The sequence below is a fragment of the Tianweitania populi genome (genome assembly GCF_014652875.1).
Lineage (GTDB): Bacteria > Pseudomonadota > Alphaproteobacteria > Rhizobiales > Rhizobiaceae > Tianweitania > Tianweitania populi.
In genome coordinates, this window is record NZ_BMZQ01000004.1 from 143,349 (window position 1) to 166,669 (window position 23,321).

Below are 23,321 nucleotides of genomic sequence, written 5' to 3' on the forward strand. Positions count from 1 at the left end.
GCTGGCGCTTGGTCTTACTTGTGGGCGGTGACGACGATCTCGATCAGCGTGGTGCCGCCGAGATCGGCAACGCCGACGGTGGCGCGGGTCGGGAAGGTGTCGGGCGACAGCCATTCCTTCCAGACCTTGTCCATCTCGGGCTTCAGGTTCATGTCGGTGATGAAGATGGTGGCCGACAGGATTTTGGTTTTGTCCGATCCGGCCTGCGCAAGATAGGTGTCGAGCTTGGCCAGGATTTCCTTGGTCTGGCCGGCCATGTCGAGGCTTTCGCCATCGCAGGTCGTGCCACCGACGAAAACGAGGCCGCTATGCTCCACGACGCGGTGCATGATCGGGGTCTGGAGGTGGCGGTTGGTCATTGGTTCGGTCCTTTCGGGTTGGATACTGGTTCTGGCCGGCGGCCGGTGACGGCGAAAACGGCGTCTTCGGTTTGCGGCAGGGCTGCGAGTTCGGACAGGCGCACCGGCTTGATCGGCGCGCGCAGGCGATAGGTGCCGATTTCGGCCGGGCTGACGCCGCGGCGTTCCGCCATGATCTCGGTGACGGTGGAAGCGCAAAGGCGGCCCTGGCAGGGACCCATGCCGCAGCGGATAAAGGTTTTCAGCTGGTTCGGACCGGGAACGCCGAGGTCGATCACCTGCCGCAGCTGACCGGCTTTCACCTCTTCGCAGCGGCAGATGATCGTGGCGTCATCTGGGGGGCTGAGGAACTGCTTAGCAGGGCGATACAAGATGTCGAGGAAGGCGCGGCCGCGACGGTAACGGCGGCGCTGCTGCTTCAGCGGGGTCAGACGGGTTTCGGCTTCCGGTTGCTCTACCAGGCCAAGGTCTAGGAGAGCGCCGACTGCTGCAATGCGGCCTTCAATGGCGGCGTGGTCGGCGCCGCCGATCCCTGCGCCATCGCCGGCGGCAAACAGGCCGGGCACCGACAGGCGGCCAAGGGGGTCAGTTTCCGGCTCGAAGGCGCGCTGGTCTTCGTTCCAGCGGATCGTGCAGCCGGCGCTGCTGGCGAGGTTGATGCTGGGGATGACGCCCTGGTGCAGGAGCACGGTCTGGACGGCGAGAGTTTCGGATCCTTGGCCGGTGCGGATGGTAACGGACTGGGCGCGGGTGTCACCGTTGATGGTCAATTCAGCAATGCCGGAGACGACGCGGGTTTGACGACGTACATCAACAAGGAGGCGCAAGCCCTTGGCGAGATAGGGCGAACCGAGGAAGGCCGGCAGATGCGGTAGGGCTTTCAGGCGCTGACCGGCATCGGATGTGTCCAGCACGGCGACGATCTCAGTGCCGGCTTTGAGCAGCTGGGAAGCGAGCAGGTAAAGCAAGGGACCGCAGCCGGCGAGCACGGTCGGACCGTCGGGAACGGCGGAAATCGACTTGAGTGCGATCTGAGCCGCACCGGCCGTCATGACGCCGGGCAGCGTCCAACCGGGCACCGGCATCGGGCGTTCCATCGCGCCGGTGGCGATGATCACGATGCGGGCTTCGACGCGGCGGGCAGCACCGGCCAATGTCAGGCCGAGCGTGGCCTTGGCGGATGGTTCGGCGGCGGGGTCGAGGCTCCAGACCGTTGTGGAGCATGCGTAGTCGATCGGCGCGGCGAGAAAGGGTTCGGCGATCGTCCGGCCTTTCCAGTAATCGGCACCAAGGAAGTCGTCGTCATCAGGCGAATGGCGCGTCACGGCGCGGTAGATCTGGCCGCCCGGCGACGTGTTTTCGTCGACCAGAAGCACCGATGCGCCGGCTTGGGCGGCCTCGATGGCCGCCGACATGCCGGCCGGTCCGGCGCCGATGATGGCGATGTCGTAGGTATCCGCGAACTGCGCGGCCTCGGTGATCTTGCGCATCAGCGATTGCCTTGCAGGACCTGGCGGCCGCCGCGCTGGCTGGCGACCACCATTCCGTCGCGCACTTCCATCAGACAGCTTTGCCGGTTCTGAACGCCGTCGACGGTGACGAGGCATTCGAAGCACACGCCCATCAGGCAATAAGGCGCGCGCGGCTGGTCGCCGACCACGGAATGGCGGATGGTGTCGATGCCGCCGGCGAGCAGCGCGGCCGCAAGCGTGTCGCCGCGCTCGGCGGTGACCGGACAGCCGTCGAAGGAAAAGGTCACGGGATCCGTTACCTCACGCAGTCTGCGAAGCATGGAACCTCTGCGATCCGAAGGCTGCAAGACCGTGCGACAGGGCGCCCGCCGCGATCTGGGGCGCGACAACCAGCGCGTGATTGGCGGCGAGCGTTACGCCGGAATGGCACACGGCGATGAAGGCGCCGGGATGGGCGGCGGACTGCTCGTAGATCGGCAGGCCATCCAGCGGCTTGACGCGCTGGCCGGTCCAGCTGCGCACGATGTTGAGGTCGCCTAACACAGGGAAAGTGCGGACTGCGCGATTAGCGAGCACGGCGCTGATGTCCTGGTTGGTAGCGTGGGCTGCCGTATGCGTTTCCTCGCTATCGCCGATCATCACGCCGCCTTCGTCGGTCTGGCGCATGGTGGCGGAGGTGTAGTCGAAGAAGGGCGCGCATTTTTCGGTGACGAGGATCTGGCCCTTGCTGCGCTTCATCGGCGCATGAAGGCCGACCATTTCGGCCAGGCGGTTGTTGTCGAGGCCGGCGGCGAGAACGATCCGCTGGGCGACAAGCGTGCCTTTGGGTCCGGTCAGCCGGAAGCCGTCGCGGACTGGCTCGATGCGCTCGATCGGGTAACCGGCGCGATAATCGACGTTGCGCTTCTTCATGCCCATGTGAAGCGCGCGGAACAGGCGTAGTGCGTTTACGTGGCCATCGAGCGGCGAATAGATGGAGCCGACAACGTCGGGGCCGACAAAAGGCAGTCGGTCGCGGGTCTCGGCTCCGCTGAGCACCTCGAAAGGGGCGGCACGGCCGTTGGTCTCGCGGACGATGTCCTGCATCTCGGCTTGCCAGGTTTCAAGTTCGAGCGGGTCGAGCGCGAAGGAGAAGCCGCCGTTCTGGTTCAGGGACACGTCAATGCCCGTGTCTTCGAGGAGGGCGGCGGCGAGTTGCGGCCAGCGTTCGGCCGACGCCTTGGACCACAGCGCGTATGCCGGCTTGCCGACGCCTTTTCCCTGCACCCAGACCAGGGCGAAGTTGGCGCGGGAAGCACGGGGATCGAGATCCGCACCGTCGAGAACGGTCGTCTGCAGCCCGGCGCGCGCCAGGCCCCAGGCCAGCGTCGAGCCGACAAGGCCGCCGCCGATCACAACCATTTCGAGGGGGGATGAGGTCATTAGATTACCGGAAAGAGAAGGCGGTGCGGTCGTTGAAGACCGCACCGGAGATGCCGGATCAGCCGCGTGGGCTGACGTCGACCTTGAACCACTTCATGGAGAGTTCCTTGATCGTGCCGTCGGCGAGCGCGGCCTTGATCGCCTGGTCGAACTGCGCCTTCAACTCGGTATCGTCCTTGCGCAGGCCGACAGCAATGACGCCGAACACGCCGCCGGAGAAGATCGGGCCGGAAATCTTGGCACCCGACATTTCAGGCTTGCTGAGCGCTTCGGTGAGCACGGTAGCGTTGGCCAGAACGGCATCCACACGGCCGCTGGTCAGGTCGAGGTTATGCTCTTCCGTCGTCTTGTACTCGCGCAGGTCGACGCCGTCCTTGAAGTAGGTTTCCATGAAGGTGGACGCGGTGGTGGAGCCCTGAACGCCGACGGACTTGCCCTTGAGAAGGCCGGCGATCTTCTCGATGTCCTGCTTGGCTGCGGCTTCTTCAGTGTCGAGCGAATAGGTCTTGCCGGTGCCGGGCATGTCGGCCAGCGGACCATCGCTCGGCACGGCAAAGGCGTTGATGCCGGCAGCGTAAGGGTTGGAAAAGGCGATGACTTCCTGGCGCGCAGGGGTGACGCTCATGGCGGCCATGATCGCGTCGTACTTCTTGGCGTTGAGCGAAGGGATGATGCCGTCCCAGTTCTGGGCGACGATCTCGCACTTCACCTTCATGCGCTCGCACAGCACCTTGGCCAAGTCGATCTCGAAGCCCTGCAACTCGCCGTTCGGGCCGGAGAAGTTCCACGGCGCGTAGGCACCTTCGGACGCGATCTTGATGGTCTTTTCCTGCGCGAAAGCCTGGCTTCCTGCGGTCAGAAGGAGGGCGGCTGCGAGGATGGATCTGAGTTTCATTGGTTCACCTCTGTTGATGGTTGGCGCGAGCCGTGTTTTCCCTTGGATAACGGCATGGAGCCGTCAGCGGGCTTCTCGTTCGTCTCGCGATATGAATTGCCGAAAGCGGTCGGAACGCGGGTTCCTGAACACCAGGGATGGCGGGCCCTCTTCCTCGATCACGCCGTTGTGGAGGAAGACGGTGCGGGTGGAGACATCACGCGCAAAGCCCATCTCGTGGGTGACGATCAGCATCGTCCGGCCTTCGGCGGCGAGATCGCGCATGACCTTCAGGACTTCACCGACGAGCTCCGGATCGAGCGCGGAGGTTGGTTCGTCGAACAGCATCACGCTTGGATGCATCGCAAGTGCGCGGGCAATAGCGGCGCGCTGCTGCTGGCCACCGGAAAGGTGCGCCGGGTAGGCGTGACGCTTCTCGGCAATGCCGACGCGGGCAAGCAGGGTTTCAGCCTCGGCGATCGCGTCCTTGCGGTCGCGCTTCAGCACATGAACCGGCGCCTCAATGAGATTTTCGAGGATAGTGAGGTGAGACCACAGGTTAAAGGACTGGAACACCATGCCGGCCTTGGCGCGCAGGCGATTGACCTGGGCGTTGTCGCGGGCGCGCGGCTGCTGGCCGGGCTTCTGGTCGAGCGCGATGGTTTCGCCATGGATCGACACACTGCCGGCATTCGGCACTTCCAGCATGTTGATGCAGCGCAGCAGCGTCGACTTGCCTGAGCCCGACGAGCCGAGGATCGAAATGACATCGCCTTCATTGGCGGTCAGCGAGACGCCATGCAGCACTTCGTGCTCGCCATAGCTCTTGCGGATGCCGGAAAGAACAACAGCGGGCGTGTTGGCGAGATCAGGCACGGGCTTTCTCCGGCTTGTCGGCAGCTGACACGGGCGCAGGGCGGCGCTCCGGTGACAGCGCATATTCGAGCGCCGCAAACAGGCGGGCGACGATGAAGTTGAGAGCGAGGTAGATTGCGCCGGCGCAGATGAAGAGCTCGATCGGGCGATAACTCTGCGAGATCAGCTTGGCGGCAATTCCGGTGACTTCCATCAGCGTGACGGTGGAGGCGAGCGCGGTCGATTTTACCATCAGGATGATTTCGTTGCTGTAGCCCGGCAGCATCTGCCGCAAGGCCTGCGGGAAGATGATGCGACGCATCAGGAGGAAGCCGGACATGCCGGTTGCCCGCGCCGCCTCGATCTGACCGGCCGGCACGGACAAAAGCCCGCCGCGAATGATCTCGGCGCTATAGGCTGCCGTGTTGAGCGCCAGAGCCAAAGCCGCGCACCAATAGGCTTGGCGCAGGAACGGCCAGACCCAGCTTTGGCGCAGCTCGGGAAACTGGCTGATGCCGTAATAGATGATGTAAATCTGGACGAGCAGCGGCGTGCCGCGGAAGACGAAGACGTAGAACTGCGCCGGGAGGTCGAGCCACCATTTGTTCGACACGCGCATCAAGGCGAGCAAAACGGCCAGCACGCCGCCGGTGACGACAGACAGCGCCGTCAGCTGCAGCGTCAACGGGATGCCCTTCAAAAGGGCTGTGAAGCTTTCCCACAGAAACGGAAAATCGATCAACATCACGCAGCCCTCCGCACGCCGCGCATGGCTCGGCGCTCCGCCAACCGGAAGCCGCGGCCCGATACGAAGGTGATGAGAAGATAGAGAGCGGCAGCCGTGAGGTAGAAGCTGAAGGGCTGGCGGGTCGAGCCGGCGCCGATCTGCGACTGGCGCATGATCTCGACCAAGCCGATCACCGATATCAGCGCCGACTCCTTCAACACCAGCTGCCAGACATTGCCCATGCCGGGAATGGCGAAGCGGGCGGCTTGCGGCAGGATGATGCGGCGGAACAGGAGAAAGGACGGCATGCCATAGGCGCGCGCTGCCTCGATCTCGCCTTTGGCCAGCGCCAGCACAGCACCGCGGAACACCTGCATCTGATACGCGCCGGACACGACGCCGATCGCCATGGCGCCGGTAATGAAGGCGGGCGCGCCAACGAAGCCTTCGGCGCCAAACAGGGCTGCAACGCCGGAAATCACCGAGCTTGAGCCGAAATAAAAGAGGTAGATGACGAGAAGGTCAGGGATACCGCGCAGAACGGTCGTGTAAAAACCGGCGATGCCGCGCAAGAGCATGAAGCGCGAGAAAGCAGCCGCCGCGCCGAGCGACCCTAGAATCGAACCGATGAGGTAACCGCACAGCGCGACCGCCACCGTCATTCCGGTCGCCGCGAGCATGCCATAGCCCCACCCATTGGGCCCGAAGCCCATGAGCTGCAAGTAATCCAACCTTCAGCCTCTCGTTCCCGCGCGTGTTTGACACGCGTCGATTGATCCAGCGCTCGTTTTGCGGGCTGGCATTCTAAACAGCAAGATTGTCAACGCGCCTGCATTCCGTCAAATTCGTAATCGATGCCCAAGAATAAACGAATGTTATGCTGAGATGATGATGAACCTGAGACAGGTGGAAGCGTTCCGCGCCGTGATGCTGACGGGGCAGATGACGACAGCGGCCGAGCTGATGTCGATCACGCAGCCGGCGGTCAGCCGGCTCATCCGCGACTTCGAACATGCCACCAACCTGCGGCTGTTCGAGCGGCGCGGCAACCAGATCATTCCCACGCAGGAAGCCGTCACGCTCTGGAAGGAGGTCGATCGCGCCTTTGTCGGCATGAACCACATCGCTGTTCTCGCCAAGGAGATCGCCCGGCAGGCGGCGGGTACGCTGCGCATCGCGGCCATGCCTGCGCTGGCCAGCGGGGTACTTCCGCGCTTTCTCGCGCGCTTCCTGCGGGACAAGCCGAACCTGCAGGCATCTTTGAGCGGCTTGCCTTCATCCATGGTGATCGAAGCGGTGGCGGCCGGTCAGGCCGAGATCGGCTATGCCGACGGGCCGCTCGACCGGCCGGGCTTCATTATCGAGACGCAATCCATGGCCGCCGTCGTCGCCATGCCGGACGGGCATCCGCTTGCGGCCAAGGACGTCATCCATCCGGCCGACCTTCAGGGCCAACGGATGATCAGCCTGGAGCCGGGCACGGTCTTCGCCATGCGGGTGGAGGTGGCACTGGCCGGCGTTCAGCGCCTGTCGAATGTGGAAACCAGGCTGTCGCACACCGCCCTGTCGCTGGTGAGCGAGGGCGCGGGCATTGCGATCATCGATCCGACCTCGGCCAGCGAATTCACCGACAGAGGGGTTGCGGTGCGGCGCTTCGGGCTTTTCATCGATGCTGGCTTTCTCGCCATCCAACCGGCCAATCGCAGCCGGTCGGATATTGTCGACCGCTTCATGCGCGAGTTCATTATCTTTCACGACGCGTGGGTTAGCGGCGGTTAAGCATCCGCCCCCCCGCAACCGGTGCCGCATCAGGCCGATTTGCGATACCCGTGCAGATGCGGGTTCACGGCATAGGCGCTTTGAAACTGCTTGGCGGCGACGGGGCGCCCGACATGGAAGCCCTGGACCTTGTCGATCTCGAGTTCTCGCACGAGCGCAACATGTTCGTCCGTTTCGACACCTTCGATGAGCACTGAATGGCCGCGGTTGCGCACCAGGCCGACGATGTCGCGCAGCATCGCCTTGCCCCGCGTCGTATCGCAATCATGCAGGAAGGAGCGGTCGATCTTGACCGTGTCGAAATCGATCAGCCGCAGCCAGGACAGGCCGGCGAAACCGGTGCCGAAATCATCCAGCCAGATGCGGATGCCGAGGCGCTTAAGGTCGGCGATGCAGCGCAGCACATCCGAATGCATTTCCATGTCGAGGCCTTCAGTGATCTCGAAGGCAAGCTTGCTGCCGCTGACGCCGGTCTCAGAAAGGATCGCAGCAACGGACGCCGCGAAGCCGGGCGCCTTCAACTGGATCGGCGAAACATTGACGCTGACCAGCGACACATGCCCATCCATCAGGAGGTCCTGGCAAACCGTGCGGATCGCCCAAAGGCCGAGATCAAGAATGGCGCCGGTCCGCTCGGCAACCGGAATGAACTGGCTCGGCAGCACCAAAGTGCCATCCAGCATGCGCAAGCGCATCAGCGCTTCCACCGCTTCGGTCTCGCCGGACGCGATGTGCTGGATGGGCTGATAAACGAGCGACACCAGCTTTTCGCGCGTCGCCATCCGCAGAAGCGCAGCGACATTCTCGCTTTCATCGCTGGTGAAGGGATCGTTGGGGTCGAACACGCGCGAACAATTCCGGCCGCTGGCCTTGGCCGTATAAAGCGCGCGATCGGCTTCGTGGATGATCCGTTCCAGCTTGCCATCATTGCGCGGTCGCACTAAAGCCGCGCCGACGCTGACCGTGACGAAGGACGTGCCATCGCGGCGCTGTTCATGCGCGATGCGCAGATCTTCGACGGCAAGCCGGATGCCTTCGGCAAGCTCGGCCACTTCGTCTTCGGTGGTTATAGGAGCCAGGATGATGAATTCCTCGCCGCCGTAACGGCCGATGAAGCCATGATGCTTGTTGATGGTTTCGCTGAGCGCATCGGCCACCAGGCGCAAGCAATGATCGCCTTCCTGGTGGCCGTAGAAATCGTTGAACTTCTTGAAGAAGTCGACATCCACCAGCATCGCCGAGAAGCTCATGCCGAGCATCTGCCAATCGTCCCAGAAATCGCGCAGCTTCTCGTCCACCGCACGGCGGTTTGCGACGCCAGTGAGCGCATCCGTGCGCGACAGCTTCAACAGGGCTTCACCGCGCTGAACTGCCTCCGTTTGGCGAATGCGGGCCTTCATGGCGTTCAGGAAGACGCTGAAGCGCTCCTTGTTGAGCTTCCAATTCACGTAAGTCGTGAAAGCAAAACAGGAGAGATAGAAGGTGGCCAAAGTCAGCCGATAGGTTGCGCTGCCTGGAAAGATGTAAAGCGCCGTCAAAACGCTTGCCAGAATGGCCGTCGAGGAGATGACGGACAGCTGGAATTGGAAACTGAAGAAAAGGTTCGCGCCCATCATGAAGATGCAGCCGTAGAACATATAGTACGAGAAGTTGACGGTGTAGTCGGTTGGAAGCGAGGTGAACAACCATGCGAGATAGGCGACCACCAGGCCGACCGCGCAAGTTAGATCCAGCGCGTTCGAGCTCTGATTGCTGTGATACTGATATTCAAAGAACGGCAGGATGATCAAACCCACGAGAACGCGCGCCGTGATAGAATAGCGGGCCACATCGGGGATCAGGATAGCGTCCGTAATCGAGAATAGAAGATACATGACGAAGGAAAGCCAGATTCCTTGGCGCGCAATTCTGCGGCGCGGCTTGTCACTCTCGCTCTGATACAGACCATAAAGAGATTTTGGCAAGGTTGCGCTTGGCTTCTTCAGCAGCGCAGTCTCGACAATTGCTGACAGGCGCTGGTCATTCATGTTGCTGAACCGAACCTGTTGTTAGCGTGACAGAGCAGATCGTCATTAGGAAGGTAATCGATCCTCTGATCACTTCCCTTTCCCAAGCAAGCCGTGGCGTTCTTATAAGCTCAGGTCGTTTCCGTGCGCTTTAACGGATCCATCCAATTGTCTGGATCGACCCTGCGCCGGCTGACTTTCATTGCCAAACCGAGGCCCTTAGTCGAACGGTTTAGAACCTGCTTAATAAATTGATCTAGTAAGATCTTCCCGAGAATGTTAACTCCTCGTTATGGTTAACAATAGTTAAGCCGGGAAGCAGGAATGAGCCAGATTGTGTTTGACGGGATGAGCCTCATCACCCCGGAAGCTGTTGCCGCTGAGTTGCGGCCGCAACTAACGGTTGATGCTGCCTTCGCTCCAGAGACAGCTCGCGCGCAACTCGCCCTCGTGCTCCAGCTTGCCGAACAGCGCTTCCTTTCGGGTCAGAACCTCGAAGAGGCTACGCAGCGGATCAATGACGATTTGCACCAGATCCGCAGCCAGGTGAGCCCGCAGGTGTGGGAAAGTTTTGTGCCCGTGGTGCAGAACCATGGCGTCACCGAATTCTTGCTGCAGGATCCGTTTACGCGCTGGTCGTTCGAAAAGCCGCGCGGTTATTCGGGCGACGCGCAACTGCTCGACTTCATCTATCGCCATTCTTCGGCGCAAGACGCGATCGCCGCCGCCTCCCCGCTTGGACAAACGCTGTATGAAATCACCAGCGCTTCACAGTCCTCAGCTGCCGTGCGCGAGCGGCGCGATCTCTTGACCACCTACGTGGACGAAGTGGCGGCGACGCATGGCAAAGACGCGGAAATCCTGACGATCGCCGCCGGTCACTTGCGCGAGGCCGACCGCTCGATCGCATTGCAAAGCGGTGACCTCGCCCGCTGGGTGGCGCTCGACCAGGATCCGCTCAGCGTCGGCTCGATGGTGCGCGACTTCGCGGGAACGTCGATCACGCCGATCGATGGCTCGGTCAGCGTTCTCCTGACCGACACGTACCAGCTCGGCCAGTTCGATTTCGTGTACGCCGCCGGCCTCTACGACTATCTGCCTCGCAAGGTTGCCGTGAGGCTGACCAAGAAGTGCATGCAGATGCTAAAGCCGAAAGGCATGTTCCTGTTTGCCAACTTCGCGGCGGGCATTCCCGACGACGGCTTCATGGAGACCTTCATGAACTGGTCGCTGCTGCTGCGCACGGAAGCGGAAATGTGGGACATCGTGAATGCCAGCGTCGACCGCAACACGGTGGATGCGCAGGTGTATTACGGCGACAACCGCAACATCGTGTACGCGACGATCCGCAAGAACGGCTGAGATGAGAGCCGGCTCCGCGCGGTTGGTTCTGGGACCGCGCGGACTGCTGTTCAGGATGACCCGTTCGTTCTGGTCTTGCTCGACCTGCCACGGTAATCCTTGCGCATTGGGTGTCACAGGAGTTGGGGCGAAGAGCAACCCTGTGTACCATGCAGCTGACAGCGCAGTATCCAGGATCGTCCTTCTTGCAATCTGAACCCGGCTTCGAACAAGTTACCGCCCGTGCTACGATACAGGACTTAGTTTATCGGCAGCTTCGCAACGCGCTTATCAACGGCGACTTCGATCCAGGGCAGACCCTGACGATCTCGTCGCTGGCCGGGCAGTTCGGGACGAGCCACATGCCGGTGCGCGAGGCCTTGCGCCGGCTCGCAGCCGAAACAGCGCTCGATGTCGCACGCAACGGATCAGCGCGCGTTCCCGTCGTATCCCGCTCCCGCTTGGACGATCTTTGCCGCGCGCGCATGGCCGTGGAAGGTTTGGCGGCAGAACTTGGCGCGCGATTCATCACGGAAGAAGACCGCGCGCGCCTGGCGGCTATCGAAGGACAACATACTGCGGCGGCAAAGGCCGGCAACGTTTACCAGATGCTGCTCGCGAACCGCGACTTTCACTTTGCGATCTACCGAGCGTCAGGCTCCGATGTTCTGGTGCAGCTGATCGACACCCTGTGGCTGCGGTTCGGACCCTATATGCGGATGCTCTCCACGCATGTCCGACCTCTCGTCGAGCAGGGCCCGCACGAGCCATACATCAAGCAGCACCTTGCAATCCTTGCAGCCATCGAAGTACGCGACGAAAGCCGTACGCGGCGGGAACTGGAGCAGGATATCCAGACAACCTGGGACATGCTGAAGGACCTTTGCCACTAGCCGATAGTGCGATGGGAAGCAGCTGTGACTGCTCCGCCTCGGAAGACGTTTTGAACTTAAAGGAAGGCTCTTGACGTCCTAGCCAGCTTCATGATCATTTGATCAAATTGGCGGAGAGGTTGATGTCCGGCTACTTCCTTTATCACTCGATCGGCACTTTCCCTGACAAAGCGACTTTGATGGCGCAGGCTCTCAGCCGCTTTTCAGAAGCATGGTCGGCGGAAGATGACACGCAGTGGCCCTTTGCTTTGCAACAGCGGCAAGCGTTCATAGAAGCCTGGGAACGGCTCATCTCGGCTCCAGCTCACAGTTTGACCACCGCCGAGAATGTCACGACCGCTCTGTTCAGCCTGATCGGCGGTCTGCCTGCGGGGCGTCTCAGGAACAAGCGAGTGCTGGTAGCGGCCGATTGTTTTCCCAGCCTGCATTTTCTGCTGGCGAAGCTGCAGGACAGGTTCGGCTTCACGCTCGATACCGTGCCGATGCGGCAGGGCGAGCGGTGGGTCAACGACGACGATATTCTGGAGCGCTGGGGGCCAGATGTCGGCCTTGCGCTTCTCACGCTGGTATCCTCCACCACCTCGCACCGCTGCGATGTCGCGCGGCTTGCCGAACACGGTCGTCGCATGGGCTCGATCACCGGCGTGGATATTACGCAAGGCGTGGGCGTCGTTCCGTTTTCGGTTGCCACGCTGCCGGTAGACTTCGTTGTGTCGACCTCACTGAAGTGGCTGTGCGGTACGTCGGGTGCCGGCATTCTCTATGTTCAGCCAGACCTTATCGCTCAATGCGAGCCGGAGCTGAGAGGCTGGTTCAGCCAGGAAAACCCGTTTTCTTGGGATCTGGACAAATTCAGCTATGCCTCGGATGCGCGGCGCTTCGATCATGGCACGCCCGCAATTCTCGCCAGCGTCGCGTCTTTGCCCGGCCTTCAGTGGGTAGAAAGAACAGGCGTCAAAGCGATTGCCGCGCAGAACCGAGACTCGACGGAGCGTCTGGTAACCATCGCGCAAGAGAATGGCTGGACGCTGGCATCGCCTCAAAACCCACAAGAGCGGGGCGGAAGCGTGATGATCACTTTGCCCGATCATGCGGTGCCCAGCGAAATTATTGCGCGCTTACGCGAACGTGCGCTTTATGCTGATGCGCGCGGCACCACACTACGCCTGTCGCCGGGCATCGTGACGACGCAAAACGATGTGGAGGCTTTGGGAGAAGCGCTTCAGTCGATTTTGCGCAAGTAGACGTGACCACAAGAGTGTTGCTGCGCTTTTGACACTGCAGCGGCGAAAAAGCCAGCATGACTGGCATATAAGGGGAAAGACCATGAACAAACGCATGAGCCTTATCGCATTGGCGCTGACCGCATTCGGCGCGCTTGCCTCGCCTTCGCAAGCACAGGAAAGCGTTGTGCTTGGTGCCTATGCCGCCAATCCGCCTTGGGAGTTCAAGAACGAAGCCGGCACGTTTGAAGGCTTCGAGATCGATGTCGCGACCGAAGCTGCCAAGCGGATCGGCAAGGGTATAGAGATCCAGGAATTGGGCTTTCAGGCTTTGTTTGCTGCCACCGCTTCGGGCCGCATCGATTTTGCCGTGTCTTCGATTTCGGTCACCAACGAGCGTCTGGCCAACCAGTCGTTCACGCAGCCTTATTATGACAGCGACGGCACGATCGTGGGTCGTCAAGGAACCGAGATTGCTACGCTTGAAGATTTGAAGGGCAAGACGATCGGCGTCGTTGCCGGCACCACCGGCGACAAGTGGGCCAAGGAAAACGCCGAGAAATACGGCATCGCCGATGTCACGAGCTACAATGCCCAGCAGGACCTGCTGCTCGACGTTCAGAACGGCCGCATCGATGGCGGTGCGGGCGAGCTCGCCGGCTTCCAGTTCGCGATCAAGCAGATCCCGTCCTTGAAGGTTCTGGTGCGCATCCCGACCGGCGAGCGTTTCGCCATGATGGCGAAGAAGAACCTGCCTATCCTGCCGGAAATCAACGAAGCCATTTCCGCCATGAAGAGCGATGGCACCATGGCCAAAATCCACGAAAAGTGGTTCGGCGTGGCGCCTGAAGCTGGCACCAGCACGCTGACCGCCATGCCAGTCCCGACCGCACAGTAAGCACGCTCGGCGAGGCGTCGATCAGGCGCTTCGCCGGCCTCTTCTTCACGACCGGTGCGGGCTGCCCCCATGGAATTGATCGACACTTTCTTTAACTGGGACATCCTGCTGCGATCGTTCCCGATCCTGATGCGCGGCCTGAGCAATACGGTTGTTCTGGCGTGTTGCAGCATCGTCTTGGGGACCTTTGCCGGGCTGCTTCTATGTCTGGTCAGGCTTTATGCGCCTCGACCGGTTCAGCTGCTTGCGGTCGCCTATATCGACATGTTCCGCGCGCTGCCGATCCTGGTTCTGCTGATCCTGATTTACTATGCGCTGCCCTTCGTGGGGATCCGGTTCAGCTCCTTTGTTTCCGCTTTGCTGGCGCTTTCGATGGTGCTGGCGGCGTTCACGGCGGAAGTCTGCCGCGCGGGCATCCAGAACGTGCCCGTCGGGCAGTTTGAAGCGGCGGCGACACTGGGCATGCCGTTCTGGCTTGGCATGCGCAAGATCATCCTGCCGCAGGCAGTGAAGGTCATCATTCCCCCGCTGACCAGCAACTCCATCGCCGTCTTCAAGGACACCGCACTCGCGTCGGTTGTCGCCATGCCCGACCTCTTGAAGCAGGCGCAGGACACGCAGGCGCTGATGGCCAATCCGACACCGCTGATCGGCGCGGCCATCATCTATCTCGCGTTGCTTTGGCCTCTGGTTCGCGTCGTCGGTTATCTCGAAGCGCGCAACCAGCGTCTGCAGATGCGATGACCGTTTCGCGCCAAGCTCGTCCCACCTTTCGGCTCGCCTGACATCGAGGCCCTCATGACTGCCGCGCATCCGCATGTAATCGATCGAAACAGTCCGCCCGTCGTCAGCATGACGGGCATCAACAAGTGGTATGGAAGCTACCATGCCTTGCGCGACATCGATCTCGATGTTGCCTCGGGGGAACGCATCGTGCTGTGCGGGCCATCCGGCTCGGGCAAGTCGACGCTGATCCGCACGATCAACCAGCTGGAAACCCATGCAAGCGGAACGCTGCGAGTGAATGGTCAGGAGCTGACGCCGGGCATGAAGAAGCTGGATGTTGTGCGACAGGATGTCGGCATGGTGTTCCAGCACTTCAACCTGTTCCCGCACCTGACCATTCTCGAGAACTGCACGGTTGCGCCGATCTCGGTACGCAAGGTGCCGAAGCGCGAAGCCGAAGAGCGCGCCATGCACTACCTCGAGCGGGTCAAGATTGCCGAACAGGCCAGGAAGTATCCGTTCCAGCTTTCCGGCGGCCAGCAGCAGCGTGCGGCCATCTCGCGATCCTTGTGCATGGTGCCGAAGATCATGCTGTTCGACGAACCGACCTCGGCGCTCGACCCCGAGATGGTACGCGAAGTTCTGGAAACCATGATCGGCTTGGCCGACGAGGGCATGACCATGATGGTGGTGACCCACGAGATGGGCTTTGCCCGCGAAGTGGCCGACCGCGTGATCTTCATGGATGCCGGCGAGATCAAGGAAGTCGCTGCACCCGACGCCTTCTTCGCCAATCCGAAAGAGCCGCGCGCGCGTGCCTTCCTCAACCAGATCATGCACTGAGCGATGACCGCCACTTCTGCCCCAACCAAACCCTTTCCGGTGGATGCCGTGAGGGCGCAATTTCCCGCATTAGCGCAGGCAGGACCGTTCATCTTCTTCGACAATGCGGCGGGCGCGCAGGTTCCGCAGGGTGTGTTCGACGCCGTCAACACGCATCTGCTGCACCATAATGTTCAGCGTGGTGGGCGTTACCGGCAGAGCGTGGCGGTGGATCGCTCCATGGCGGATGCGCGCGAAACGGTCGCCCTGTTCCTGAACGCGGAGAACCCGGCCGAAGTCTCGTTCGGCATGAATGCGACCTCGTTCATTCGGCTGGTCAGCCTCGGCATCGGGCAGATGCTGGGAGAGCGCAACGAGATCGTGGTGACCGACCTCGATCATGACGCCAATATCGCGACCTGGCTGGCGCTCGAACCGCTCGGCGCCAAGTTCGCCTGGTGGCGCATGCGCGATGACGGCAAGCTCTACCTGGAAGACCTCCAGCCGCTGTTGAACGAACGCACGCGGCTGGTTGCCTTCACGGCAGCCTCCCACGCGCTGGGAACGCTTGTGGATGTTCGCTCCGTTGCGGACGCCGCGCATGGTGTAGGCGCCGACGTGTTCGTGGATTGCGTTCATTACGGTCCGCACGGGCTGATCGATGTTCAGGCCTGGGACTGCGATTATCTGGTTTGCTCGGGCTACAAGACCTTCTCGCCGCATATGGGTTTCTTATGGGGCAAGCTCGAAAAGCTGCGCGCCCTGCCGACCTTTCGCGAAGACTTCATCCCGAACGAGCCGCCCTTCAAGATCGAGGTCGGAACCTTCGTTTATGAGAATGTCGCCGGAATGGCAGCAGCCATCCACTATCTCGAAGGGCTCGGTGAGACACTTGGCGCGACGGGCTCGCGGCGCCAGGCGATTGCGACTGCGATGGCGGCGATCCAGGCTTACGAGCGCGAGCTTTCGGCACGCTGCCTCGATGTGCTCCACAGGCGCGGTGCCGTGATCTACGGTTTGGCTGATCCGGAGAGGGCCAGCGAACGCGTGCCGACGATCTGCTTCAACTTCCCGGGTCTTGCGCCGGGAACGGTCGCTCAGGCTTTGGCCGACCGCGACATCGGCATTCGCGACGGGCACATGTTCGCGCCGCGGCTGATGGCACGGCTCGGCCTTGAAATGGCGAGCGGCGCCATGCGCCTTTCGCTCGTTCATTACAATTCAGCCGCCGAAATCGAGCGCTTCGACGCGGCGCTTGGCGAGATCCTTTAGAGCGCGACAGCCGCCGCTTGCCTGATTATCCGGAGATATCCATGACCCGCTTTGCCCGACGCATCACGCAGACATCGCCGAAGAATTACGGCATGTTCGAAAAGGCGATGGCCAAGGCGGCAACCGGCGCCGACCTGATCCACCTTGAACTCGGCAAGCCGTTCCATGATACGCCCGACCACATCAAGAAGGCCGCTGCCGACGCCTTGTGGGCCGGCAAGGTTCATTACAGCGACATGCGCGGCGAACACGCCCTGCGCGCAGCCCTCAAGGACAAGCTCGCCTCCTACAACAAGCTGGACGTGTCGGCTGACGAAATCCTCGTCACCAACGGACTGACGCAAGCCTCCTATGCCGCGTTCATGGCGCTGCTCGATGATGGCGACGAATGCATTTTGCTGGAGCCGTTCTATCCGCAGCACGTCAACAAGATCGAGATGGCGGGGGCGAAGGTGGTTCTGGCGCCGCTCGATCGGGAAGCCGGCTTCCGCATCCGGCGCGATCTGATCGAAGCCAAGATCACCAAGCGGACACGCATGCTCGTGCTCGTCAATCCGGCCAATCCGACCGGCCGCGTTTATTCACGCGCGGAGTTGCAGGTCATCGCGGATCTCGCGATCGAGCATGATCTCGTGGTGGTGTCAGACGAGGTCTACGAGCAGATCCTGTTCGACGGCGTCGAACACACCTCCATCGCTTCCCTGCCGGGCATGAAGGCGCGCACCGTTTCCATGTTCGCCTTCACTAAGGCCTATGCGATGGATGGCTGGCGGCTGGGCTACCTCGTTGCCGACAAGGCGATGATGTCGGGCATCATGAAGATCACGATGAACGAAGTGACCCACGTCAACACCTTCATCCAGTATGGCGCGCTGGCAGCCGTGACCGGGCCGGCGGAGGTACTGGATGCGATGGTGGACGACGATCGCCGCAAGCGCGACCTCGTTGTGCAGCGCCTGAACCAGATGCCCGGCGTGATCTGCGCGGCACCTGAGGGCACGATCTACGCCTTTCCGGATATTTCCGGCACGGGATTGAGCGCCCAGGAAGCCGCCGACGCCATTCTCGAAAAGGCCGGCGTGGTGGTGGAAGCCGGCAGCTTCTATGGCGCGTCAGGCAACAGCCATCTGCGCGTTTGCTTCGGCTCCGAAAGCTACGAGCGGATCGAGGAAGCCATGGATCGGCTCGGGACGTTCTTCAACAATCTGTAGAAGGTGTCGCTGAGGGACGGCTTAGAGCACCGTCCTCACGTTCCAAAGCTCGGGGAACAGCACGACATCCAGCATGCGGCGGAGGTAGGAAACGCCGCCGGTGCCGCCGGTGCCGCGCTTGAGGCCGATGACGCGTTCGACCGTGGTGACATGGTTGAAGCGCCAGCGACGGAAATAGTCCTCGAAGTCGACTAGCTTTTCGGCCAGTTCGTAGAGCGTCCAGTATTTCTCCTCGTCGGCGTAGATCGCCTTCCAGGCTTCCACCACCTTCGGGTTCTCCGAGCGCGCAGTGCGCCACTCGCTGCGCTCCGCTTCCTCGCCGATGTCGAAGCCATTGCGGTGAAGCAGAAGCAGCGCTTCATCGTAGAGGCTCGGCGCCGACAGGATGTCTTCCAGGCCGGCCAGAACTTCCGGACGGTGGCTGTGCGGGTTGAGCATGGCCAGGTTGCGGTTGCCGGCTAGGAACTCGATGGCGCGATATTGATAGGACTGGAAGCCCGAGGATTGGCCGAGCGCATCGCGAAAGTGGCTGTATTCGCTGGGGGTCATAGTGCGCAGCACATCCCAGGCATTGTTGAGCTGTTCGAAAATGCGCGCGACCCGCGTCAGCATCTTGAAGGCTGGTTGCAGCTGATCCCCGCGGATCGCCGCGATAGCAGAGCGCAGCTCGTGGATGGCGAGCTTCATCCACAATTCGGATGTCTGATGCTGGATGATGAACAGCATCTCGTCATGCGCATCGGACAGCGGCGCTTGGGCGTTCAGGATGCGCTCGAGGCTGAGATAGTCGCCATAGGCCATACGATCCTTGAACGACATCTGCGCGCCCTCTTTCTGGGGATCGTAGGGCTGGCTCATGTGACGCGAGCCTTCTTGCGGTATTCCTCTTTGTCCCAAAGACGATCAGCCATGATCTCGGCAAGGATTTCTACGGCGCGAAGCACATCGTCCTGCGTGAGGTATAGCGGCGTGAAGCCGAAGCGCAGGATGTCGGGCGCGCGGAAATCGCCGATCACGCCGCGAGCAATCAGAGCCTGCATGATCGCGTAGCCTTCGGGATGGCGGAACGAGACCTGGCTGCCGCGGCGGTTCGTATCGCGCGGCGATGCGAGGATCAGATCGGGGCAGCGTGCTTCGACTTCAGTGATAAAGCACTCGGACAAGGCAATGGAGGCGGCGCGCAGATCGCCCATGTCGACGCCGTCCCAGGCATCGAGCGCCGCTTCCAGGGACGCCAGCGCGATCACCGGCGGTGTGCCCACGCGCATGCGCTCGATGCCGGTTCCGGCACGATAATCCAGATCGAAGGCAAAGGGCGCTTCATGACCCATCCAGCCCGAAAGGCTCGGGCGTGCCGTATGCGCATGGCGGGGCGCAACATAAATGAAGGCCGGTGCGCCAGGGCCGCCGTTAAGATATTTGTAGGTGCAGCCCACGGCAAAGTCCGCTTGCGCGGCGGCGAGCTCCACCGGCAAGGCGCCGGCGGAATGAGCCAGATCCCATACGGTGATGACACCTGCCGCATGAGCCTTGGCGGTCAGCGCCTTCATGTCGTGGAGCCGGCCGGTTCGGTAATCCACCTCGGTCAGCATCAGAACGGCGACGGTGTCATCGATGGCGGCTTCCACCGCTTCCGGGTCGACGACCTTCAATTCATGTCCAGCGCCGCGCGAGCGCAGCAGGCCTTGCGCGATATAAAGGTCGGACGGAAAATTGCCGTTGTCGGAAAGAACAACCTTGCGGTCCGGATTGAGGTCGAGGGCCGCTGCCAGAGCCTGATAGACCTTGATCGACAGCGTGTCGCCCATGACGACGGTGCCCGGCTCCGCGCCGATGAGGCGGCCGACGCGGTCACCGACGCGCGCCGGCTGTTCCATCCAACCGGCAGCATTCCAGCCGCGGATCAGCATTTCGCCCCACTCGGCTTCGAGTGTTTGGCTCACCCGTTTTGCGGCGGCAACTGGCAACGGCCCAAGCGAATTGCCGTCGAGGTAGATCACGCCGTCAGGAAGGTGAAACCGTTTCCGCGTGGTGGTAAAGTCGGTCATCGTCAGCCTTGTTGGCGCAACAGGAATCGCTGGATCTTGCCTGTCTGGGTTTTCGGCAGGACATCCACGAATTTCACAGAGCGCGGATATTTGTAAGGCGCAATTGTCGCCTTGACATGGTCCTGCAGCAGTTTGGCCGTCTCGTCACCCGCATCGATGCCGGAAGCGAGTACCACATAGGCTTCCACGATCTCGCCTCGGTCACGGTCTGTCGCTCCGATGACCGCACATTCCAGCACATGCTCATGCGCAAGAAGTGCTGCTTCCACCTCTGGTCCAGCAATATTGTAGCCGGCCGAGACGATCATGTCGTCGGACCGCGCCGCAAAGTGAAAGCGGCCTTCATCATCCTGGATGAAGGTGTCGCCTGTCAGGTTCCAGCCATCGCGGACATAATCGCGCTGCCGGTCGTCGGCGAGGTAGCGGCAGCCGGTCGGGCCGCGCACGGCCAGGCGCCCGATGCTGCCGCGCGGCAGTTCGTTCATCTCCTCATCGACAATGCGCGCCTCGTAGCCACTGACGGGTCGGCCAGTCGATCCGGGCGCACAATCGTCGAGACGGTTGGTGATGAAGATGTGGAGCATTTCGGTCGCGCCGATTCCATCCAGCATCGGCTTGCCCGTCTTGCGTTGCCATTCCTCGAAGATGGGCGCCGGCAGGGTTTCGCCGGCTGACACTGCGATGCGAAGCGAGGACAGATCAGCACCTTCTTCCATGCCCTTCAGCATTGCGCGATAAGCAGTTGGCGCGGTGAAGCTGATCGTCGCTTTGTATTTCTCGATGATCGCCATCATGTTGGGCGGCGTCGCGCTTTCCAGAAGGGTCGCCGCCGCGCCGAAGCGCAGCGGAAACACCGCGAGACCACCCAACCCGAAGGTGAAAGCGAGCGGCGGCGAGCCAACAAACACGTCATCCGGCGTGACGCCGAGCACTTCCCTGGCATAGCCGTCGGCGATGATCAGTATATCGCGATGGAAGTGCATGGTGGCTTTCGGCACGCCGGTGGTGCCTGAGGTGAAGCCAAGAAGCGCAACATCGTCGCTGCTGGTTTGCACGGCGTCGAAGTCGACAGGCTTGTCGAGGGCGGCGCGATCGAGCTCGGCGTCATGGTTCGCAGTGCCGTCGAAGCCGACAACGCGCTTGAGGAAGGTGCTACCAGCGGCGCAGACTTCCATGTCTTCCATCAGCCGCGTGTCGCAAAGGGCGAGCGCAATCTCCGCCTTGTCGACGATCTTGGCCAGTTCGCCGGCGCGCAGCATGGGCATCGTGTTGACGACGACGGCGCCCGCCTTGGTTGCCGCCAGCCAGCAGGCGACCATGGCCGGATTGTTGGCCGAGCGGATCAGAACACGGTTGCCGGGCTGAACGCCAAAGTCCTCGACCAGCGCATGGGCCAGCCGGTTCGTCCAGTCGGATAGCTCCTTGTAGGTGCGCCGACGTCCGTTGCCGATCAGCGCTGTGCGATTGCCAAGACCGCGTTCCACCAGACGATCTGTGAGTTCCACAGCCGCGTTCAGGCGCTCCGGATAGTTGAAGCCATCGAGCAGAAGCTGCGGCCAGTCCCCCACGGGTGGAAGATTGTCGCGCGTAAACGTGTCGGTATGAGCCGAAACTCCAAGCATCACAGCAGTCCCCGAGCTGGATTGTCCAAGCATGCCGTCAGCTTCTTGTCAGGCACGGTAGCGTGCCTGCGGCTGATCGGCGATATGGGGAGCGTGGCACGCTGTTCGAGATACTTCAAGCTTATAGTTTTTTGATTGCGGCCTGATGTCTTTTGGATAGGATCGGCTTCAACCGAGCCAGAGAACCGGAGCAACAAGCATGATCTTCCGCCATATCAGGGATTGGGACGACGCTTATGCCAACGGTCCCAACATACCCGGGGGTGACCGCTGGCCCGACGCGTGGGTCGAGCCGGCAGCGAACTTCCGGCGCAATCTGGAACAGGCGGAACGGGCTGAGATGGACGTCGCCTACGGCTCGGGCGAACGTAACCGGCTTGACCTTTTCAAGCCCGAGGGCGAGCCGGCCGGGCTCGTGGTCTTCGTGCATGGCGGCTATTGGCGGGCGCTCGACAAGAGCTTCTGGTCGCATCTGGCAGGTGGAGCATTGGCGCATGGCTATGCGGTAGCCATGCCGTCCTACACGCTTTGCCCCACAACCAGCATTGCCGGCATCACCCGCGAGATCGCGGCGGCGATCACCCACGCCGCGGGACTTGTGGACGGACCGATCCGGCTGACGGGCCATTCTGCCGGGGGTCATCTCGTGGCGCGCATGGTCAGCGCGACATCGCCCCTTTCACAAGCGCTGCAGCAGCGCATCGCGCATACCGTGCCGATTTCCGGCCTTCATGATCTCCGTCCATTGATGCGCTCGCAGATGAACGATGCGCTACGGATCGACGAAGCAGAGGCGGCCAGCGAGAGCCCTGCCCTTCTGGCTCCCATCGAGGGTGCGCGCGTGACCTGCTGGGTAGGCGGCGGCGAGCGTGCGGAGTTCCTGCGGCAATCCGAACTCCTGGCCAATATCTGGATCGGGCTTGGCGCAAGCACCGCTTGTGTCGCCGAACCGGACCGGCACCATTTCAACGTCATCGACGGCCTGGCCGATCCGGACCATCCACTCACCCAAACCCTGCTCGGCTAGGCCGGTCGCGCAATCCACCGAAGAAGCCGCATCGGCCATTTTCGACCGGGCGAGAACACGCTATGCACCCGCCTGTGATCCGCCTGGTCCAGTTCTGACTGGAGTGGCAGCGGAGGCGTGATCGTCTCTGCATCTTCAGAGGTAATGCATGACGATCGTTCCGCCCGCCGCAGCCCCACCGCAGCGGCTCATCGTCGGCATTTCCGGAGCATCCGGCATTATCTATGGTGTGCGCCTGCTCGAAGCGCTGCGGCGAGTGGGTATCGAAACGCATCTCGTGATGTCGCGATCGGCTGAAATCACGCTGGCACATGAATCCGACCTCAAGATCGCCGATGTTCGCGCTCTTGCGAGCGTGGTTCATGCGCATGCCGACATTGCGGCGTCCATTGCCAGCGGCTCGTTTCGCACCATGGGCATGATCGTCGCGCCGTGCTCGGTGCGCTCGATGTCGGAGATCGCGACTGGTGTGACCTCGAACCTGCTGACCAGAGCGGCCGATGTCGTGCTGAAGGAGCGTCGCCGGCTCGTCCTGATGGTGCGCGAAACGCCGTTCCATACCGGCCATTTGCGAACCATGGTGGCTTTATCGGAAATGGGTGCAATTATCGCGCCACCAGTGCCGGCGCTTCATCCGCGCCCGCAGACCATCGAAGCGCTGGTCGACCATACGGTCGGCCGGGTGCTCGATCTGTTTGGCATCGAGACCGATCTCGTCAAGCGCTGGAAGGAAGCGGACTGAAG

General features: G+C 61.8%; 23 protein-coding genes. 11 read left to right on the forward strand and 12 right to left on the reverse strand.

Going from position 1 to position 23,321, the window contains the following annotated elements:
- Nucleotides 1-14 precede the first annotated feature (14 nt).
- From IE166_RS18155 to IE166_RS18190, 8 genes are all read right to left on the reverse strand, one after another.
- On the reverse strand, nt 15-359 hold the full coding sequence (locus tag IE166_RS18155; RefSeq protein ID WP_189506734.1) for a RidA family protein: 345 nt from the start codon (nt 357-359) through the stop codon (nt 15-17).
- Nucleotides 356-1,849 carry an FAD-dependent oxidoreductase gene (locus IE166_RS18160; protein WP_244641571.1) on the reverse strand — a complete coding sequence of 498 codons (1,494 nt, stop codon included), beginning with the start codon at nt 1,847-1,849 and terminating at the stop codon, nt 356-358. Before IE166_RS18160 ends, IE166_RS18155 begins: the two co-directional genes overlap by 4 nt.
- A complete protein-coding gene (locus tag IE166_RS18165; RefSeq protein WP_189506738.1) occupies nt 1,849-2,151 on the reverse strand; it encodes a (2Fe-2S)-binding protein in 303 nt (100 codons plus the stop codon). Before IE166_RS18165 ends, IE166_RS18160 begins: the two co-directional genes overlap by 1 nt.
- Nucleotides 2,132-3,253, reverse strand: coding sequence for an NAD(P)/FAD-dependent oxidoreductase (locus IE166_RS18170; RefSeq protein ID WP_189506740.1), 1,122 nt, complete (start codon nt 3,251-3,253; stop codon nt 2,132-2,134). Before IE166_RS18170 ends, IE166_RS18165 begins: the two co-directional genes overlap by 20 nt.
- Before the next feature lie 58 nt (nt 3,254-3,311).
- The gene (locus IE166_RS18175; RefSeq protein WP_189506742.1) at nt 3,312-4,148 is read right to left on the reverse strand and encodes a transporter substrate-binding domain-containing protein; all 837 of its coding nucleotides are present in this window, start codon (nt 4,146-4,148) and stop codon (nt 3,312-3,314) included.
- A gap of 63 nt (nt 4,149-4,211) precedes the next feature.
- Complete coding sequence (locus IE166_RS18180) at nt 4,212-5,003, reverse strand: ABC transporter ATP-binding protein (protein WP_244641572.1); 792 nt, start codon at nt 5,001-5,003, stop codon at nt 4,212-4,214.
- Entirely contained in the window at nt 4,996-5,727 is a 732-nt protein-coding gene (locus IE166_RS18185) for an ABC transporter permease (protein WP_244641573.1), read from the reverse strand. Before IE166_RS18185 ends, IE166_RS18180 begins: the two co-directional genes overlap by 8 nt.
- Complete coding sequence (locus tag IE166_RS18190) at nt 5,727-6,422, reverse strand: ABC transporter permease (RefSeq protein WP_280514891.1); 696 nt, start codon at nt 6,420-6,422, stop codon at nt 5,727-5,729. Before IE166_RS18190 ends, IE166_RS18185 begins: the two co-directional genes overlap by 1 nt.
- Before the next feature lie 172 nt (nt 6,423-6,594).
- Here IE166_RS18190 and IE166_RS18195 point away from each other — a divergent pair, with 172 nt between their 5' ends.
- On the forward strand, nt 6,595-7,488 hold the full coding sequence (locus tag IE166_RS18195) for a LysR substrate-binding domain-containing protein (RefSeq protein ID WP_280514890.1): 894 nt from the start codon (nt 6,595-6,597) through the stop codon (nt 7,486-7,488).
- A gap of 29 nt (nt 7,489-7,517) precedes the next feature.
- On the opposite strand, the gene IE166_RS18200 is transcribed toward IE166_RS18195, so the two are convergent.
- Nucleotides 7,518-9,515, reverse strand: a complete 1,998-nt coding sequence (locus tag IE166_RS18200; RefSeq protein ID WP_189506748.1) for a putative bifunctional diguanylate cyclase/phosphodiesterase — start codon at nt 9,513-9,515, stop codon at nt 7,518-7,520.
- A gap of 303 nt (nt 9,516-9,818) precedes the next feature.
- Here IE166_RS18200 and IE166_RS18205 point away from each other — a divergent pair, with 303 nt between their 5' ends.
- From IE166_RS18205 to IE166_RS18240, 8 genes are all read left to right on the forward strand, one after another.
- Nucleotides 9,819-10,856 (forward strand): class I SAM-dependent methyltransferase, encoded by a 1,038-nt coding sequence (locus tag IE166_RS18205; RefSeq protein ID WP_189506750.1) that lies wholly within the window; start codon nt 9,819-9,821, stop codon nt 10,854-10,856.
- 185 nt (nt 10,857-11,041) lie between these two features.
- Nucleotides 11,042-11,728: a GntR family transcriptional regulator gene (locus IE166_RS18210; RefSeq protein ID WP_244641574.1), complete on the forward strand. Its 687-nt coding sequence runs from the start codon at nt 11,042-11,044 to the stop codon at nt 11,726-11,728.
- A 122-nt stretch (nt 11,729-11,850) separates the two neighbouring features.
- Nucleotides 11,851-12,972: an aminotransferase class V-fold PLP-dependent enzyme gene (locus IE166_RS18215; RefSeq protein WP_189506754.1), complete on the forward strand. Its 1,122-nt coding sequence runs from the start codon at nt 11,851-11,853 to the stop codon at nt 12,970-12,972.
- 82 nt (nt 12,973-13,054) lie between these two features.
- The gene (locus tag IE166_RS18220; protein ID WP_189506756.1) at nt 13,055-13,849 is read left to right on the forward strand and encodes an ABC transporter substrate-binding protein; all 795 of its coding nucleotides are present in this window, start codon (nt 13,055-13,057) and stop codon (nt 13,847-13,849) included.
- Between the two features lie 69 nt (nt 13,850-13,918).
- Complete coding sequence (locus IE166_RS18225; protein ID WP_189506758.1) at nt 13,919-14,593, forward strand: amino acid ABC transporter permease; 675 nt, start codon at nt 13,919-13,921, stop codon at nt 14,591-14,593.
- 108 nt (nt 14,594-14,701) lie between these two features.
- Nucleotides 14,702-15,418 carry an amino acid ABC transporter ATP-binding protein gene (locus IE166_RS18230; RefSeq protein WP_244641575.1) on the forward strand — a complete coding sequence of 239 codons (717 nt, stop codon included), beginning with the start codon at nt 14,702-14,704 and terminating at the stop codon, nt 15,416-15,418.
- Nucleotides 15,419-15,421: 3 nt separating this feature from the next.
- Nucleotides 15,422-16,669 (forward strand): cysteine desulfurase-like protein, encoded by a 1,248-nt coding sequence (locus IE166_RS18235; protein ID WP_189506762.1) that lies wholly within the window; start codon nt 15,422-15,424, stop codon nt 16,667-16,669.
- Between the two features lie 41 nt (nt 16,670-16,710).
- Nucleotides 16,711-17,880 carry a pyridoxal phosphate-dependent aminotransferase gene (locus IE166_RS18240; RefSeq protein WP_189506764.1) on the forward strand — a complete coding sequence of 390 codons (1,170 nt, stop codon included), beginning with the start codon at nt 16,711-16,713 and terminating at the stop codon, nt 17,878-17,880.
- A 21-nt stretch (nt 17,881-17,901) separates the two neighbouring features.
- Here the strand turns inward: IE166_RS18240 and kynA are convergent, their stop codons facing one another.
- From kynA to IE166_RS18255, 3 genes are read right to left on the reverse strand one after another with little or no spacing between them, the layout of a single operon-like run.
- Nucleotides 17,902-18,738 (reverse strand): tryptophan 2,3-dioxygenase, encoded by an 837-nt coding sequence (kynA, locus tag IE166_RS18245; protein ID WP_189506766.1) that lies wholly within the window; start codon nt 18,736-18,738, stop codon nt 17,902-17,904.
- A complete protein-coding gene (kynU, locus tag IE166_RS18250; RefSeq protein WP_189506768.1) occupies nt 18,735-19,928 on the reverse strand; it encodes a kynureninase in 1,194 nt (397 codons plus the stop codon). Before kynU ends, kynA begins: the two co-directional genes overlap by 4 nt.
- Before the next feature lie 2 nt (nt 19,929-19,930).
- Nucleotides 19,931-21,550, reverse strand: coding sequence for a benzoate-CoA ligase family protein (locus IE166_RS18255; protein ID WP_189506770.1), 1,620 nt, complete (start codon nt 21,548-21,550; stop codon nt 19,931-19,933).
- Between the two features lie 199 nt (nt 21,551-21,749).
- On the opposite strand from IE166_RS18255, the gene IE166_RS18260 reads away from it, so the two are divergent.
- Both IE166_RS18260 and IE166_RS18265 read left to right on the forward strand, forming a co-directional pair.
- Entirely contained in the window at nt 21,750-22,577 is an 828-nt protein-coding gene (locus tag IE166_RS18260) for an alpha/beta hydrolase (RefSeq protein ID WP_189506772.1), read from the forward strand.
- 148 nt (nt 22,578-22,725) lie between these two features.
- Complete coding sequence (locus IE166_RS18265; RefSeq protein ID WP_189506774.1) at nt 22,726-23,319, forward strand: UbiX family flavin prenyltransferase; 594 nt, start codon at nt 22,726-22,728, stop codon at nt 23,317-23,319.
- Nucleotides 23,320-23,321: the final 2 nt, after the last annotated feature.